The sequence below is a fragment of the Vibrio gangliei genome (assembly GCF_026001925.1).
Taxonomy (GTDB): domain Bacteria; phylum Pseudomonadota; class Gammaproteobacteria; order Enterobacterales; family Vibrionaceae; genus Vibrio; species Vibrio gangliei.
On the sequence record NZ_AP021869.1, the window covers coordinates 1,183,537 to 1,200,881 of the forward strand.

Consider the following 17,345-nt stretch of genomic DNA (forward strand, 5'->3'; position numbering starts at 1 on the left):
ACGTTAGGTTGTAGTATGAAAGAAATTGAAACGCTAAGTTCGGAAGTGGTTTATCAAAACAAATGGATGACAGTGCGTGAAGATAAAATCCAGCGAGCAAGCGGGGCGCAGGGCATTTATGGCGTGGTAGAAAAGCCAGATTTTGTGGTCATTTTGCCAGTTGATGGTGACGATGTGTATTTAGTTGAACAATATCGTTATGCCGTCGGTGAGCGTTTATTAGAGTTTCCACAAGGCGCATGGGAGAGTAACCCAGACGCTGATCCTGTTCTCCTTGCAGCAGGTGAACTGAAAGAAGAAACCGGTCTAGTCGCAGGCAAGATGACTTACGTCGGCTGTCAATACTTAGCTTATGGCTATTCTAATCAAGGCTACCACATCTATTTAGCGACGGATTTAACTCAGCAATCAACCGAGTTAGAGGCGGAAGAAGAAGGGCTAGTAGCAAAAAAAATGTCACTCAAAACGTTCGAGCAAATGATCATCGCGGGTGAAATTAAAGATGCTTCCACTGTTAACGCTTATGGCTTGGCGAAGTTGAAGGGGTTGCTCACATAAATTTCCATTTTAGTTAGAAAGCTAGGCATGTATAAAGCAGAGATAGAGTTCCTGTTTTAGGTTAGTTTGGAACTGGTTAAATACACAGGTCTTTGTCACGAGTTGGCTTTGGTGAACTAGACGGATTATTTCCGCATTTTATGCTGAGTGAATATGAGATAAGTCCTACTTTATGAAGAAATTTAACTATTTAGCTTGTTGATTGAAAAAGCGAATGGAATGATAGACGGAAAGACTATACGGATTTTTTCCGTCTATTAAATTGTTACACGTATTAAGGAAATAGCATGATTGTAGTTTATGGAATCAAGGACCAGCTAAATCCAATAAAGGCCAATCTATCGGATGTCATTCATAGCTGCATGCAGTCTGTTCTAGGTATGCCAGAAGATAAGCGTGCGCATAGATTTGTGCCCTTGGAACGAGAGGATTTCTATTACCCTGGTGGCAGAAGCGACGCCTATACAGTCATTGAAATCAACATGATGTCCGGCCGGAAGCCGGAGACGCAAAAGGCTCTTATCAAGTCACTGTTCCAAGAGCTCGAGTCGCAGCTATCCTTACCGCCAATTGACGTTGAAATTACGATCAAGGAGCAGCAGCCGCATCAGTGGGGATTCCGCGGGATGACAGGGGATGAGGCAAATGACCTCAAGTACAAAGTCAACGTGTAACAAAGCCATTAAATTCGCTCCCTTCGGTCGTCGGACCTCGTTTCACTCGGCCGTTTATGGCGGGCGTTATGTGCTTTTGAGAAAAATTGACATGGAAGTAGTAGAAGCGAGTCCAGATTTGGCTCCAATATTAGCAAGTTACGCGAAAGAATGTTTGGAGTCGGGTATCCCTAAATATTCCGGCGTTGAACAAGATCCTGAAGCTTATTTATCAGGTTTGGTTGAACGTTCTAAGGCAACTTCTGAATTACCAAACGGTTATTTACCCAGCACAACTTATTATTGCGTATCTAACGCTGAAATCTTAGGCGCTATTCGAGTTCGTAAAGGTACTAATGCCAACGTAGAAAATGTCATTGGGCACGTTGGCTACGAAACTAGACCGTCAGCTCGTGGTAAAGGTGTAGCCTCATTTCTTCTTGCTTGGGTGCGAGAGCATGTTGTTACTGACTCAGTTATTGTTACTTGTTCAATTGACAATCCAGCGTCCCAAAAGGTTATCGAAAACAGTGGCGGTGAGTATCTTGGCAACTACACAAGTGAAAGCGAGGGCACTGTAAGGCGATATCGTTTAGCACGCACATAACAAGCGTTTAAGCTGTCAAGATACTTCACCTAATCAGATAAAAATGGTTTAGCTCAGTAACTCTAAATCATTTCTGTCCAATATCGAGATAGATTATCTCTCTAGCTCATTCATGTTTGAAAACTTTGACTCCCACAAAACCTGTCATTCCGGAAACGAGGCAAGAGTTATCCGGAATCTCTCACACCAATGAAACTTACGTGAAAGCGAGATCCCGCATCTTCTTCGCTTTGGCTCATGTGCGGGATGACGAGGCTGGGAGTGATTCTTATTTTTCCAACTCCGAGTTGGCTTACCTGTAATACTCGAAATGCTGTCCAATGTTGTTTTATGTTTGGGATGATAAAGTTGAATCAATTCATTCATGCCCAAGTATGACTTATTCAAAATATGATGCTTTGGTGTGTGTTCACAATCTAAGCCATTGAAATCAATCGTCATCATATTGCCATTAATGTGTCACAGTAAATTCATGTTTTTCTTGATAGTAGTGCTACTCATCTGCGGATGCAGCACAACTAAAATTAAAATTGATAGGGAAAACAATGAACATAACATTTAATCGTCTTTTAACCGCAACATTACTTTCAAGCGCAATGCTGAGTCCATCTGCCATGGCTTTAAATATCGTCTTAACTAATGATGACAGTTGGAGAACGCAAAATATTCAAAACTTAAAGTCAGCGTTGGAATCTGCTGGGCACAGTGTTGTGATGTCGGCACCTTGTGGCCCACAAAGTGGTAAAGGCGGTTCGATGATCTTTATGAAATCGGTGCCGGTGGATGATACACGTAGCTCTAAAATATGTTTTGTGTCGGTGAAACGGATGGGACAAAACGATTTGATGAGTATGTAGAGGGCACTCCTGCGATGGCAGTGTTGTACGGTATCGATCAGGCCGCACAGCAAGTTTGGGGGCAAGAACCCGATCTGGTTATTTCGGGTCCAAATGAAGGTAATGACTTGGGTTATATGAATAATAACTCAGGGACATTAGGTGCGACCATGATTGCGCTTAGTCGCGGTATTCCTGCGATTGTGGTGAGTGCAGATCAAGTAACGGCTTCCGATGATCAGCAGTCAAAATTGGTTGCGCAGACGGTTGTTGATATTGTGGCCAAGTTGGTGGAAACACAACCAGCAGGTCAACCATTGCTTCCTGCTTATACTGGCTTAAATGTTAATACTCCAAAAGATATGAATCACAACCTAGGATATAAATATACCGATGTAGGTTGGAATGCCGGTAATATGGAAGTGTTGTTTACAGGTGATTTATCTGAAAACGATGATTTAGTGGCTTACGCTGCTCAAGCTATGTTAGAAAAAGGCTATGCCTCATCTAAATTTTATTTAGGGCTGAGTTGATACAACTTGCCGCTATCGGTTGAAAAGTAAATCAAGCCTTTTTCATCCACAATGATGTCTCGTATACGTTCATTCAGATCTTCCACTAAGCGAATTTCATCTTTTAGTTGGTTTTGCTCATCAAATGACACCATGTTGATATGAGTTCCGGCGAGCGCGCCAATGAGCATATTGCCATTCCAACTTGAAAACGCCTCACCGTGATAAATCACCGCACTGCTGGGCGCAATCGAAGGCACATACACCATCACGGGTGCTTCGATTCCGGGTAGGGTTTTCGCTTCACCGACATCCATTGGGTTCCAATATTCTTTGCCGTGTGACGTTTTCGCCCAACCAAAATTTAAACCGGGTTTGATAAGGTTAATTTCATCGCCACCACGCGGGCCATGTTCGACTTCCCAAAGGATTTTTCTCTTTTGGTCAAACACTAAACCTTGTGGGTTACGGTGACCAAAACTCCACACGGCAGGATTGCCTTTCTTATTTTCAACAAATGGATTGTTTTGAGGAATGGAACCATCGACATTTAAGCGCAGAATAGACGCGGCTTGATTTTGGCTATTTTGCCCATTATCCCGATTGCCTCTATCGCCAACACCAAAATAGACATGGCCTTGCTGGTCAAAGGTAATACGACTACCAAAGTGTTTACTGCTGCTATCGGCAGAATCAGTGACCAGTAGATCTTGCCATTGGGTCAGTTTTTTATTGGTGATATCTAATTGGGCACGAGCAAGCGTGGTTGCCGAATTACCACCATCAAGGGGTTTTACATAGGTAAAATAAAACCAAGTTTGCTGATTTGAATCGGTATATCTAGCGACATCAAGCAGGCCGCCTTGTCCTGATACTTTGATGTCGGGCAGACCTGCAAGGTTAATTTTTTGGCGAGTATTGATATCGAATAGATACACTTCGCCATTGCGATCAGTCATTATCAATTGGCGATCATTCACCCAATCCATTCCCCAAATGACGCCTAAGCTGTCTGCCATGATTTGAGTGTTGTATTGCTTATCGGTTTCTGTTTGTGCGTAAAGTGAGTGCGATGTCATTGAGAGGCCAGAGATGGCACTGACAACCAGTAAAGTCGAATAGATGCGACGTTTTAGACTGGGTTTTAGGCTTGGAAGAGAAGTCAGCATTGAACCGTCCTTGATTTGTATTGAGGTCACTTGGGTATATATGACTACTTTGGACAGGGAATGGGCAAAAATCGAGCACCAAATCGTAAATGGAAATGACAAATTGAATATTAGACAAAATAAAGTTTTATTTGGTGGGATTTCGATTTGGCTTTATGGGCGGTATTCATTACTATATAGGGCTATTTTTATTGGCTTTTTATTGGACGTAAAGCGTCGCCATTTTGCATAACTTTTTACATTAAACGTTGTTGGCTTAATTGTTTATTGAATTGAGCGGTAAGATGTTGAGCAAAATGGCTGATAGCGGCCAATTAGGAACTGAACTACCCACAGGACTACCGGATGGTAGGTGAGGAAACGATGCAATTAGAACAAATTATTGCCAATGCAACGGCAGCAATAGAGCAGGCAGATTCTGTTGCGGCATTAGAAGATGTCCGTGTACAGGTACTAGGTAAAAAAGGGGAGTTAACGCTTCAACTACAAAGCCTAGGTAAACTTCCACCAGAAGAACGCCGTAGCGCAGGTCAAGAAATCAACAAAGCGAAAGGCACGGTTCAACAAGCGATTGCTGCTCGTAAAGAGGCTTTGCAGCGTGCAGAACTTGAAGCAAAACTGGCTGCAGAAACCATTGATGTTTCTCTACCAGGTCGCCGTATTGAAAATGGTGGTCTACACCCAGTGACACGCACCGTTGAGCGCATTGAACAATTTTTTGGTGAGCTTGGCTTTAACGTTGAAGCTGGCCCTGAAATTGAAGATGCTTTCCATAACTTCGATGCATTGAACATTGCAGAAGATCACCCAGCTCGTACTGACCACGACACCTTCTTCTTTAACCCTGATTTGATGTTACGTACTCACACTTCTGGTGTTCAGATCCGCACCATGGAAAATGGTAAACCACCATTCCGCTTCATTGCTCCGGGCCGTGTATACCGTAACGATTACGACCAAACGCATACGCCAATGTTCCACCAAGTGGAAGGTATGTTGGTTGATGAAAACGTAAACTTTGCACAGCTAAAAGGCATCTTGAACGATTTCCTATGCAATTTCTTTGAAGAAGAAGTACAAGTGCGTTTCCGTCCATCTTACTTCCCATTCACAGAGCCTTCTGCAGAAGTGGACGTAATGGGTAAAAACGGCAAATGGCTGGAAGTATTAGGTTGTGGCATGGTTCACCCTAATGTACTTCGCAGCGTTGGCATTGATCCTGAAAAATACTCGGGCTTCGCATTTGGTATGGGCGTTGAGCGCTTAACCATGTTGCGTTACGGCGTAAATGACTTACGCGCGTTCTTCGAAAACGATCTTCGTTTCCTAAAACAATTCAAGTAACCGAGAGGATTAATCACAATGAAATTTAGCGAATCATGGCTTCGTGAGTGGGTTAACCCGGCAGTTACGACCGATGAGTTAACGCACCAAATTACAATGGCTGGCCTAGAAGTCGACGACGTACTTCCTGTTGCTGGCAGCTTTACTGGCGTAAAAGTAGGTAAAGTTGTTGAATGTGGTCAACACCCAGATGCAGACAAACTACGTGTCACAAAAGTAGATGTTGGCGAAGAAGAATTATTAGACATCGTTTGTGGTGCGCCAAACTGCCGTCAAGGCTTGAAAGTGGCGGTTGCGACGGTTGGTGCTGTTCTACCAGGCGATTTCAAAATCAAAAAAGCAAAATTACGTGGCCAACCATCTCACGGTATGCTTTGTTCATTTACTGAGCTTGGCATCGATGTGGAATCAGATGGCATCATGGAACTAGCAGAAGATGCCGTTATCGGTACCGATTTCCGTGAATTCCTTGGCTTAAATGACGTAACAGTTGATGTTGATCTAACCGCTAACCGCGCTGACTGTTTCAGCATTCGTGGTATGGCGCGTGAAGTTGGCGTATTAAACCGTGCTGACGTAACGGAACCTTCTGTAGAAGCCGTTGCAGCTTCAATCGAAGACAAAGTTTCTATCGAAGTGAAAGCACCAGCAGCGTGTCCTCGTTATCTTGGTCGCGTGGTTAAGAACGTGAACGTTCAAGCTGAAACACCACTTTGGATGCAAGAAAAATTGCGTCGTTGTGGTATTCGTTCAATCGATCCAGTGGTCGACATCACTAACTTCATTTTGCTTGAGCAAGGCCAACCAATGCACGCATTCGATCTCGCTAAAATTGAAGGTGGCATCGTGGTTCGCATGGCTGAGCAAGATGAAAAACTGACTCTACTTGACGGTACTGAAGCGAAATTAAACGTTGATACTCTAGTTGTTGCAGACCACAATAAAGCACTAGCTATCGCTGGTATTTTCGGTGGTGAAGAGTCTGGCGTAACAACTGAAACTAAAGACGTTCTACTTGAATGTGCTTTCTTCGCACCTGATCACATCCGTGGTCGCGCGCGTAGCTATGGTTTACATACGGATTCTTCAATGCGTTTTGAGCGTGGTGTGGATTACGCATTGCAAGTGAGCGCAATGGAGCGTGCAACGGCGCTATTAGTTGAAATCTGTGGCGGTGAAGTCGCTCCTGTTGTTGCAGTGGAATCTGAAGCAGATCTACCAACGCCAAACAAAGTAGCACTACGTCGCACTAAACTAGACAACTTGCTAGGTCACCATATTGCAGATAGTGATGTGGTTGAGATCCTAGAGCGTCTAGGTATGGCCGTTGAGTCTACAAACGAAGGTTGGACGGCTGTTGCGCCAACATGGCGTTTTGATATCGCCATCGAGCAAGATTTGATTGAAGAAGTAGGCCGTATTTACGGTTACGACAACATTCCAAATCAAGCACCAAAAGCTGCACTAAGCATGAACGATCACAAAGAAGCAAACTTGCCTCTTAAACGTGTTCGTAACCTGCTTGTTGACCGTGGTTTCCAAGAAGCGATTACATACAGCTTCGTTGAGCCTGAGCAACAAAAACTGATCGTGCCAGACGTTGAGCCACTAATTCTGCCTTTCCCAATTTCTGTGGAAATGTCAGCAATGCGTTTAGGCTTGATCCAAGGCTTGCTAAACACAGTTGTTCACAACCAAAAACGTCAACAACCACGCGTTCGTCTATTTGAATACGGTTTACGTTTCATCCCTTGTGAAACTGCTGAAAACGGTATGCGCCAAGAGCCAATGCTTGCTGGTGTGATCGCTGGTACTCGCAGCGAAGAACATTGGGATATCGAAACGAATACGGTTGATTTCTTTGACCTCAAAGGTGACTTGGAAGCGATTCTTGAATTAACTGCGAACGAAAAATCATACTCATTTGCAGCAACTTCGCACCCAGCTCTTCACCCAGGTCAAGCGGCTGCTATCATCGTTGACGGCAAACCTGTCGGTGTGATTGGTACGGTTCACCCAGAACTAGAGCGCAAGTTTGGCCTAAATGGTCGCACTATTGTGTTTGAAATCGAATGGTCTGCAATTGATACGCGCGTGATCCCTGAAGCGGTAAGCCTATCTAAATTCCCTGCAAACCGTCGTGATATCGCGGTTGTGGTTGATAACGCTATCGCAAGCGGTGACGTAGTTGACGCATGTTTAGCAAACGGTGGTGAGCTATTAACTGGCGCGAAATTGTTTGACGTATACCGTGGTAAAGGTGTGGAAGAAGGTAAGAAGAGCCTTGCAATCGCACTAAGCCTACAGTCAACAGAGCGTACACTAGAAGATGCGGATATTGCTGCTTCAGTAGATGCCATTGTTGCTGCGTTGAGCTCTCAATTTGGTGCAAGCCTTCGCGACTAATGTGATATTTAGCTGAGCAATATGAATCCACTTGCCATAAACTTGGTGAGTGGATTTTTTTTATCTTTTTGATTGTGAGGCTGTATGAAAAACAAAACTGTTATAGCGAGTGTGATTTTATCGACATTATCTCTGTTTGGCTGTGCTTCTAGCCCGGATTTAGTCACCAGCGATAATGTCGATTTAATCAATACCACTCAACCGATTTATACTCAGGTTAACCTTCACCCTGATGCAGCCAGAAAGAAACTGTTTACCCTCAATTATTTACAAGATGGCTTTATACCTCGTTGCACTAAAGTGGATGTTATCGAAGCCAACAGTAAAGTGATGACATTTAAAATCCAAGAGACGGGTTTGGAATATATGTATGTTTGGCATAAAGCGACAGGAGATTTTAAATCTGGGATCTTAAGAGACTTTGGTACCTCATGCCCGAACTTAACTGGCTTAAATAGCACAGACCAAAAGGGGATTAAGGAAGGGCGAGTGTATAAAGGCATGTCTAAAAAAGGCGTATTGAACGCGATTGGCTATCCACCAGCACATGTCACCCCAACAACTGACCTCAATACTTGGGTGTATTGGAAGAATCGCTTTAATAAAATGAATGTGCTGTTTAACAGCCAAGGCATAGTGGAAAGCATTCAAGATTGATGGTTAGCTTCAAGCTTTTTCATTAAACCGCTTACCTAGGCGGTTTTTTTCGTTCTAAGTTGTAGAAAAGTATTGATAAATTCGGTACATGTATTGCATGTGAGTTATTGAGATTCACATGTGCAATTAAATCTGAGTGATTTTACAGGATGCACATCAACAATAATAAGGATATAAAACAGATGCATACATTGACTAAATCAAGTCTCGCGCTTGCGTTAAGCGCGTTATTTTCTATTTCAGCTTTTGCTGCCCAAGTGCCAGATAATGTGCAGTTAGCAGATAAACAAGAGATTGTTCGTGGCAACGGCGATGAAGTGCCAACACTGGATCCAACTATGTCATCCGATACGGCAAGTTCACGCGTGATCAGCGATATGTTTGAAGGTCTTGTGACCGAAGATCTTCACGGCAATATCATTCCTGCTTTAGCAAAAAAGTGGGATATCTCGGAAGACGGCAAGCAATATACTTTCCATTTACGTGATGCTAACTGGTCTAATGGTGATCCTATTACTGCACACGATTTTGTGTTTGCATTACAAAGAATTGTCGATCCTAAAACTGGTGCTCCATATTCGTGGTATGTCTCTATGGCTAGCATTGTGAATGCTGATTTGATCACTAAAGGTGAGCAAGCCCCTGACTCATTGGGTGTAAAAGCACTGGACGATAAAACTCTGCAGATTTCTTTGACCAAACCCGTTCCATATTTTACTAAGATGCTTGCTCATGAGAGTACTTTTGCTTTACCAGAAAAAGTGGTCAAACAATACAAAGAAGCTTGGACTAAACCTGAACATATTGTCGTTAGTGGGGCTTACAAATTATCTGAATGGGTGATTAATGAGAAAATTGTTTTAGAGCGCAATAAAGAGTATTGGAATGACAAGCAAACGGTAATCAATAAAGTGACGTATTTGCCAATTTCGGATGTGAATGCCGAATATAACCGCTATCGTACCGGCGAAATTGATATTACTAGTGTTGTACCGCTTGAGCTGTATCAAACCATCAAGAAAGAACGCCCTGATGAATTGCTGACTATGCCATCGCTTGGTACTTATTACTATTTGTTCAATATGAATAAGAAACCATTTGATGACCCGCGTGTCCGTAAGGCGCTTGCCTACTCAATTGATAGAGATGTTATTACCAAAAGAATTTTAGGCCAAGGTCAACTGCCTGCTTATACCAACACTCCTCCTGCTGTAGCGGGCTTTGATGTTCCAAAACTGGATTGGGCCGAATGGTCACAAAAAGATCGTAATCAAAAAGCCAAAGAATTATTGAAAGAAGCGGGATATGACAGTTCTCATCCTTTGAAATTTGAACTGGAATACAACACCAGTGAAGCACATAAGAAATTAGCCATTGTTATGGCGTCGATGTGGAAGAAAAATTTAGGCGCAGAGGTATCGATTGCTAACCAAGAGTGGAAAACGTTCTTGCAAACGCTATCTTCGAAAAACTTTTCCGTTGCTCGTTATGCATGGATGGGGGACTACAATGAAGCCTCAACATTCTTATCTTATTTCGATTCTTCTGGTCTGAACTATGGTGGTTGGAGCAATGCCGATTATGATGAGTCGTTAAAGCAAGCCTCTGTAGCGAAAAGTGATAAAGAGCGTGAGGCACTTTATCAAAAAGCAGAACAAGTTTTTGCCCAAGAGATGCCGGCTATTCCCGTTTATTTCTATACTCGCGCTGTATTGAAGAATCCGCATGTAGGTGGTTACAGCACCGATAATGCATCGGATCGTCGTTACACACGCGATTTGTATCTAGCCAAATAATCACGAACTAAGTAACCACGAAGGATTCTACCTTTTCTGCTACGAAAAGAATCAGATTAGGTAGATTCTTCTTTTGGGTTGCGATGAGAGGTGAAACAAGTTTCTGTGTCTGAATAGTATTTAGTACCTCACTGGTGAATGTGGAGAACTTTTCAATTTTGAAAAGGACTAAATAATCAGATGGTTAAAAAAATCAATATGAGTTATTATAAATTTTATGAATAATTCCTGCAGACTTGCTTGCTGGATCTATGAAGTCACTGCATAAATTTTACTTTTAAGAAAAAAGTTTAATGTTTTATAAATGGCTTGATTGATGAAGTTTTTGTTTGTTTCAAAACCAAATTATTGGAATTAAATAGTATTTTATTTTGCTCTTTTCTCTGGTGCTGGCATATTCAAGACTGTCTACTCTCAGGGTGTAGGAGCGGATGATTAAAAAAATTTGGCGGAAATCATACGGTTGGCATACACTTTCGGTGTTACTTAATAGCTTTACGCTTGCTAACTATGTACTAATGCTATAAAAGCCACAACCACAGTGGTGTTAAATGAGGGATGTTTTATGGCGCTGACTAAGGCCGATTTGGCTGAAAACCTGTTTGAGAAACTTGGTTACAGTAAACGTGATGCCAAGGAAACCGTTGAAGTGTTTTTTGAAGAAATTCGTAAAGCCTTAGAAAACGGTGAACAGGTTAAATTGTCTGGTTTTGGTAACTTTGATCTTCGTGATAAAAGTGAAAGGCCTGGACGAAACCCTAAAACAGGTGAAGATATTCCAATTTCAGCTCGTCGAGTGGTAACATTTAGACCGGGCCAAAAACTGAAAGCACGCGTTGAAAATATTAAGATAGAAAAATAACGTTGTGTTGAAGTCACTGGAATAGAGAAAGAAGGCTGCCCTTTAAGGTGGCCTTTTTGTTTTTATGCTGTCGTCATTATGTTTATGCATCTATGGAGTAAAAATAAACCATGCAAGATCAGGAGTTTTGGCACAATAAATGGGCGGAAAATCAAATAGGCTTTCATCTTGATGATGTTAATCCTCTGCTCACTGCATTTTGGCTTCAATTAGGTCTGGCACGTCAAGATAATGTGTTAGTCCCTTTATGTGGTAAGTCAGAAGATCTTATCTGGTTAGCGCAAAAGCATGAAGAAGTCACTGGTGTTGAACTTAGCAACATTGCGGTACGCGCTTTTTTTGCTGAACATTTCTATACCCCAATGGTTACCCCACTCAATGGGCAGCATGAGTTGTATCAATTTGATGAACTGTCGATTTACGCGGGTGATTTCTTCACCGCGCCTTTAACTCAATATCAATGTATTTATGACCGCGCAGCATTAATAGCATTACCACCGGAATTGCGCGCTATCTACGCTGAACGGATTAAGTCTTTGCTTGCACCAGGCGGTAAAATTTTACTTATCAGCTTGGATTATCCACAATCCGAAATGCAAGGACCGCCATTTAGCGTGCCCAAATCTGAAATTGAAGTTTTGTTTGCGGGATTTAACATTACTCACTTACAACGTGACGAGGCTGATGAAACTCACCCACGTATTCAAAAAGGATTATCTCGCTTTGCTGAGGAAGTGTGGTTAATCGAATCGGATTGAGGATAGGGCCGAGGGGTTGTTTGAAGGCAGTCGCTAGCTGGTACTGCCTTCGAATTTCGAGTTGCTAGAAACTTACCTTCACTTTACTTGCCGCTTCAACTGCATCAGAAACCGCACTTGTTATATCTTCACGGCGGGTTAACGCCACACCTAAACGACGACGGCCATCAATATCAGGTTTACCAAACAAACGTACTTGAGTTTGTGACATCGCTAATGCTTCCTGTAGTCCTGAAAACTGGATGTTGTTTGATGTGCCTTGAGCTAGCACGACAGCCGATGCAGAAGGGCCATATTGAACAATTGAATTGATCGGTAGTCCAGTAAAAGCACGTACATGTAGAGCAAACTCAGAAAGCTCTTGTGAAATTAACGTCACCATGCCGGTATCATGTGGGCGAGGGGAAACTTCACTAAATATGACTTCATCACCTTTCACAAAGAGTTCTACGCCAAATAAACCATAGCCACCGAGAGCATTAACCACTTTTTCGGCCATTTGTTCAGCGGCTTTTAATGCAGTTTCAGTCATGGCTTGTGGCTGCCATGATTCACGGTAATCGCCATCTTCTTGACGGTGTCCAATCGGCGTACAGAAATGCACCCCATCAACAGCGCGAACGGTAAGAAGCGTGATTTCATAATCGAAATCAACAAACCCTTCAATGATCACTCGACCTGCGCCAGCGCGGCCACCTTCTTGCGCGTATTGCCAAGCACTTTGCATGTCTGCTGAGGTTTTAATCACACTTTGACCTTTGCCAGATGAGCTCATGATTGGTTTAACCACACATGGCATCCCGACAAATTCAATCGCTTGCTCAAATTCTTCAAAAGTATCGCAAAATCGATAAGGGGAAGTTTGGATGTTTAATTCTTCTGCAGCTAAACGGCGAATACCTTCACGATTCATGGTGAGTTTGGTGGCATTAGCAGTAGGGACTACATTTAAGCCTTTTTGCTCTAATTCAACCAGTTTGTCAGTTGCTATGGCTTCAATTTCAGGGACGACATAGTCTGGTTTTTCTTTAGCAATAATTGCTTCAATCGCATCACCATCGAGCATATCAACGGTATAGCTTCGGTGTGCAACTTGCATCGCTGGGGCATTTGCATAACGATCTAATGCGATGACTTCTAAGCCTAAGCGTTGACATTCAATGGCGACTTCTTTGCCTAATTCACCAGAGCCTAGAAGCATAATTTTTGTTGCAGAAGAAGCTGTTGCAGTACCAAACATTTGTGTATTCCTGTATAGAAAAGAGAAAGACATAAAATTTGTGTTGGATTTTACCTGCCAGGCAAACGTTTGCGCAAGCGTTGCGTCACATTTTATTTGTAAGCCCACTGATTGTTCAGTGGGCTTTTATTACCTGTCTTACTTGAAGTTGCAGCTTTGTTGGTTTAAGTGCGACTTATTGACTGAGTGAAAGGTACTCGAGCGTAATATCGGGATTGATGGCTTCTAATGTTGTTTGGGTTTCCGCTAAGTGGCTGATGCTTCCATTCGCATTTTCAGCTAATACCGCGGTAGTGATATGTTCTAGCTTTTCACCGGCGAGCAACAATAAATTAATCGCCACTTGTAGAGGAGGTAGGCTTGGGTTGAATGCGGCATTTTCTGCGTAAGCACCAGAATAAAGCCCACCAGACTGAGTTTGCAAAGCGACACCACTGTGGTTATGTGTATAAGGTGCATGGCTAAGGTTTAATGCTTCAATGGCATTGACAATAGTTGATGTTGCGTTATCAAAGCGGTAATTTTGACGAGTTGAATCCATTAGACGAGCTTCAATGTCTAAATCTTTAGGACCAAAGGATTCAGGTAATAAATCCGCTAAAGAATAAGAAGGGCGGTTAGGCAGTTGAATGGAAAGTTCGTCAACTTGATTCAGTTCATTCATAAATTGGCGGCAATGTCCGCATGGTGTGTGATTGATGGTGATGTTTTTAATGCCAGTTTCCCCTTTCATCCATGCGTGGCTGATCGCGGATTGTTCGGCGTGAACGGTTTGATTCAGTTGTACTCCTGGGATTTCAATATTTGCACCAAAATACACATTCCCAGAGTGTCCTTCAGCAATCGCACCCACATGAAAATGAGAAATCCCGCAATATGCTCGTGTTGCAGCAATAGGCAGTAGGGCTAATTTGAATTCAGTGTCTGTCATGTTTGAGGTGGCGAGTAATGTTTGGTATTGCTGTGCTGAAAAATGACCACTAAAACCGTCAGCTTGCATAAGAGACGTGATTTGAGAAACAACAGCTTGCGGTAGGTTTTTCAGTGATTCAGGGTGAATATGTTGAGTCATACGAGGAAATTCCTTTAAGGTTTATATCTCACTTTTATGAAATTATATTTATCCATTTCATTTTTAATGTGCTTTGAATCAAATTATGGGGTCAAGGTGACAAGATAGCTATCATCAATGTATAAAAGTACAAGCTGAGTCGAATTTGTTGTTATGAATTGATAAAAAAGGGCAACTGAATGCCCATTTTTTGTTATTGAGTCTGATGAAATGAATGTGTCACGTTTTTTTTATTTCATCAATTGGAATTAAAGAGGGCTCTGGACCTGCGGCTATCAGCCAATTATACCGCCAACCCAAAGACAAAAAGCGAAGAATAACGGGGCAAGTATGGAGGTAATGATGCCGCAGCTTACCAATGCTAAAGAGCTAAAAGCGGCATCTTCGGCATTTTTCTCAGCGCAACTCGCCGTACCTAAGGCGTGAGAGACGGTGCCCATGGTTAAGCCACGAGCAATCGGATGCGTCACACCCAACATTGAATAAATCGGATAGGCAAACACCGAGCCAAACACACCGACAATCAGCACTAAAATTGCGGCAATGGCGGGCTCTCCGCCCAAACTTTTACCGACTTCCATCGCAATTGGCGTGGTGACTGATTTACCCATTAAACTCGCCACTAACGTTGGGTCGGTATGCAGTGCCACGGCGATAAGCCCAGCGGTTAACATCGACATTGCACTGCCGACGCCACAAGCTAAAAAGATAATTTTCCAGTTTTGGCGAATTTGAGGTAGTTGTTCGTAGAGTGGATAAGCCAGAGCAACGACGGCGGGTTGTAATAAATAGGTCATCCAACTATTTTGTGCGTAGTACACTTCATAAGGTACATCCAGTGCGAGTAACAACGGAATGATGATGACAATACTGAGTAATAGGGGGTTGGCGAGCGGATGTTTCACCTTATTAGCAAACCAACGTACAGCAAAAAAAACGGCGAAGGTAAGGAGTAACCACATTAGGATTTCTCCTTATGCTTTGGCTTGTCGGTTAAGATTTTTTGTAAGCCTAAAGCCAGCAGGACCAGAACAATAGTCGTTGCGCCTATGCTACTAGCAAAAATGGACAGTGCGTTATCAAGCAATACAGGGAAGTGATCCATTAAGCCGACACTGATCGGTACGAACAAAATGATCATATACCGAATGATAAATTGTGCTCCAGGTTTAACCCATCGAACTTTCACTATGCCTGAAGCCAGTAAGGCGAACAAAATCAGCATGCCGAAAATACTGCCGGGGACCGATAACGAAAAAAAGTGTTGAATGGCATTGCCTGCCCATAAGCTCACCATAATCAGAGCAAAGGACAGCGCATAATTGAGCAACTTGCTGAACAACGGTAACTCCTCAAACTTCCTAACTGTATAAATCGATATTGGACCTAAGATATTAAAGACTGAACGTATTGATAAACTGATTTGAGAATATCCATTTTTGCGGCATCGCTTTCATGCTCGTGAACAAGGTTTTCTAAGTTCAACATGTAATCTTCAATATTGTCTTCGTAGTATTCACGGCAGTGGGCCATCCATTTTTGTTGCTCGGCTTCGGTTAATGTCCATGGGAAATTGCGAGCGCGGTAGCGGAACAATAGTGGTTCGATGCGTGGATCGCTCACCGACAGCTCTAGCCCGGCGAGTTTCTCTGGCTCAGTTTCACGAATAATATCAATCGTTGCTTTGTCGGCAGGTGAGAAGAAACCATTATAGAGCTGGGTATCAACGTTATTATCTTGCGGGTAATCACGTTCAATGTTGTAAATACCAATCAGTTTTTCTCGAACTTCTGGATGTGCTTTGAGCTTGGCAAGGTTTGCTAAGCATTGCTCGCGGTCAATCCCAATTCGCTCCGCGTTTTCAGCGGTTAATGTTTTTGCCGGTGCCAATACAGGACATTTATTCAGGTGAACCAATTTCAACGGCACGGGTAACTCATCGGGAGCAAGGTCATCACGCTTGGTGTACAAACGTTGATGTAATGTTTCTACATCTAGCTCGATCAATGGCGTTGGGTCCATAGCCAAGTTGACGGTAATGACCGCATTGTTGTTCGTCGGGTGCCACGCCATCGGCACAATCCAACTGATGTTAGAACATTGCACGCCAAACATGCCAGAGACATGCACTAATGGGGTTAAGTTCACGATATCGACTAACTCATTGAGCTTACGCTTATGACGCATGCTAAGGAGATAATTAAACAATTTCGGTTGCGCTTGTTTCAGTTTTTTCGCCAGCTCGATAGTAGCGATCACATCGGCCATCGCATCGTGAGCATTACTGTGTTCAATTCCATTGGCAACGGATAGGTGCTCAAGCTTGAAACTTGGAAAGCCTTCATCATTTTCTGGCCAGTTAATGCCTTCAGGACGTAAAGCATAGCAAGTACGCATTATGTCGAGTAAATCCCAGCGAGAATTACCATTTTGCCAGGACCACGCATACGGGTCATAGAAGTTACGGTAAAGCGTATAACGGGTGACTTCATCGTCAAAACGAATGCTGTTATAGCCTAATGAAATGGTATTGGGGGTCGAGAGTTGATCGTGAATACGACGAATAAATTCAGGCTCTGGTAATCCATCTTTTACGGCTTTTTGTGGCTTGATGCCTGTGATTAATGCCGCTTCCGGTGAAGGCAGATAATCGCTCGGTGGCTGACAATAAATCACCAAAGGTTCGCCAATGATGTTGAAGTCCATATCGGTACGTACGCCAGCAAATTGGCTTGGGCGATCTTTAGCTGGACTGACACCCCAAGTTTCGTAATCGAAAAAGAAAAAGGTTGGGGCGTTGTCATGGCTCATAGGAACTTCCAAAATATGAATAGGTTAAGAGGCGATATATTACCTTGAACCTAGGTGTAAAGAA

Annotated in this window: 17 protein-coding genes; 11 read left to right on the top strand and 6 right to left on the bottom strand. The window is 42.9% G+C overall.

Translation table 11 applies throughout. The features are described 5' to 3' along the window. Positions 1-15 precede the first annotated feature (15 nt). The 5 genes from Vgang_RS05365 (at position 16) to Vgang_RS05385 (ending at position 3,187) form a co-directional block, all read left to right on the top strand. Positions 16-558: an NUDIX domain-containing protein gene (locus Vgang_RS05365; protein WP_105902698.1), complete on the top strand. Its 543-nt coding sequence runs from the start codon at positions 16-18 to the stop codon at positions 556-558. 287 nt (positions 559-845) lie between these two features. Then, the gene (locus Vgang_RS05370; protein WP_105902697.1) at positions 846-1,232 is read left to right on the top strand and encodes a tautomerase family protein; all 387 of its coding nucleotides are present in this window, start codon (positions 846-848) and stop codon (positions 1,230-1,232) included. Positions 1,233-1,323: 91 nt separating this feature from the next. Next, the gene (locus tag Vgang_RS05375) at positions 1,324-1,818 is read left to right on the top strand and encodes a GNAT family N-acetyltransferase (protein WP_105902696.1); all 495 of its coding nucleotides are present in this window, start codon (positions 1,324-1,326) and stop codon (positions 1,816-1,818) included. Positions 1,819-2,363: 545 nt separating this feature from the next. After that, a complete protein-coding gene (locus tag Vgang_RS05380) occupies positions 2,364-2,675 on the top strand; it encodes a 5'/3'-nucleotidase SurE (RefSeq protein WP_264923527.1) in 312 nt (103 codons plus the stop codon). Positions 2,676-2,689: 14 nt separating this feature from the next. After that, positions 2,690-3,187 (top strand): 5'/3'-nucleotidase SurE, encoded by a 498-nt coding sequence (locus tag Vgang_RS05385; RefSeq protein WP_264923528.1) that lies wholly within the window; start codon positions 2,690-2,692, stop codon positions 3,185-3,187. Here Vgang_RS05385 and Vgang_RS05390 read toward each other — a convergent pair. After that, positions 3,169-4,335, bottom strand: a complete 1,167-nt coding sequence (locus Vgang_RS05390) for a PQQ-dependent sugar dehydrogenase (RefSeq protein WP_105902695.1) — start codon at positions 4,333-4,335, stop codon at positions 3,169-3,171. The two genes, Vgang_RS05385 and Vgang_RS05390, sit on opposite strands and share 19 nt — an antisense overlap. Before the next feature lie 363 nt (positions 4,336-4,698). On the opposite strand from Vgang_RS05390, the gene pheS reads away from it, so the two are divergent. The 6 genes from pheS to Vgang_RS05420 all read left to right on the top strand — a co-directional run bounded on the left by pheS (position 4,699) and on the right by Vgang_RS05420 (position 12,158). Then, positions 4,699-5,679 (top strand): phenylalanine--tRNA ligase subunit alpha, encoded by a 981-nt coding sequence (pheS, locus tag Vgang_RS05395; RefSeq protein WP_105902806.1) that lies wholly within the window; start codon positions 4,699-4,701, stop codon positions 5,677-5,679. An 18-nt stretch (positions 5,680-5,697) separates the two neighbouring features. Next, positions 5,698-8,085 (top strand): phenylalanine--tRNA ligase subunit beta, encoded by a 2,388-nt coding sequence (pheT, locus tag Vgang_RS05400; RefSeq protein WP_105902694.1) that lies wholly within the window; start codon positions 5,698-5,700, stop codon positions 8,083-8,085. Positions 8,086-8,169: 84 nt separating this feature from the next. Next, the gene (locus Vgang_RS05405) at positions 8,170-8,742 is read left to right on the top strand and encodes a hypothetical protein (protein WP_105902693.1); all 573 of its coding nucleotides are present in this window, start codon (positions 8,170-8,172) and stop codon (positions 8,740-8,742) included. 182 nt (positions 8,743-8,924) lie between these two features. Continuing rightward, positions 8,925-10,538 carry a peptide ABC transporter substrate-binding protein gene (locus Vgang_RS05410; RefSeq protein ID WP_105902692.1) on the top strand — a complete coding sequence of 538 codons (1,614 nt, stop codon included), beginning with the start codon at positions 8,925-8,927 and terminating at the stop codon, positions 10,536-10,538. A gap of 565 nt (positions 10,539-11,103) precedes the next feature. Next, a complete protein-coding gene (gene ihfA / locus Vgang_RS05415) occupies positions 11,104-11,400 on the top strand; it encodes an integration host factor subunit alpha (RefSeq protein WP_105902691.1) in 297 nt (98 codons plus the stop codon). A gap of 110 nt (positions 11,401-11,510) precedes the next feature. Next, complete coding sequence (locus tag Vgang_RS05420; protein ID WP_105902690.1) at positions 11,511-12,158, top strand: thiopurine S-methyltransferase; 648 nt, start codon at positions 11,511-11,513, stop codon at positions 12,156-12,158. Between the two features lie 64 nt (positions 12,159-12,222). Here the strand turns inward: Vgang_RS05420 and purT are convergent, their stop codons facing one another. The 5 genes from purT to sbcB all read right to left on the bottom strand — a co-directional run bounded on the left by purT (position 12,223) and on the right by sbcB (position 17,281). Beyond that, positions 12,223-13,398 (bottom strand): formate-dependent phosphoribosylglycinamide formyltransferase, encoded by a 1,176-nt coding sequence (purT, locus tag Vgang_RS05425; RefSeq protein ID WP_105902689.1) that lies wholly within the window; start codon positions 13,396-13,398, stop codon positions 12,223-12,225. Positions 13,399-13,573: 175 nt separating this feature from the next. Continuing rightward, the gene (cdd, locus tag Vgang_RS05430) at positions 13,574-14,470 is read right to left on the bottom strand and encodes a cytidine deaminase (RefSeq protein WP_105902688.1); all 897 of its coding nucleotides are present in this window, start codon (positions 14,468-14,470) and stop codon (positions 13,574-13,576) included. Between the two features lie 275 nt (positions 14,471-14,745). Beyond that, positions 14,746-15,432, bottom strand: coding sequence for a CidB/LrgB family autolysis modulator (locus Vgang_RS05435; RefSeq protein ID WP_105902687.1), 687 nt, complete (start codon positions 15,430-15,432; stop codon positions 14,746-14,748). Then, on the bottom strand, positions 15,432-15,812 hold the full coding sequence (locus Vgang_RS05440) for a CidA/LrgA family protein (RefSeq protein ID WP_105902686.1): 381 nt from the start codon (positions 15,810-15,812) through the stop codon (positions 15,432-15,434). Before Vgang_RS05440 ends, Vgang_RS05435 begins: the two co-directional genes overlap by 1 nt. Before the next feature lie 44 nt (positions 15,813-15,856). Then, entirely contained in the window at positions 15,857-17,281 is a 1,425-nt protein-coding gene (gene sbcB, locus Vgang_RS05445) for an exodeoxyribonuclease I (protein ID WP_105902685.1), read from the bottom strand. Between the last annotated feature and the right edge of the window lie 64 nt (positions 17,282-17,345).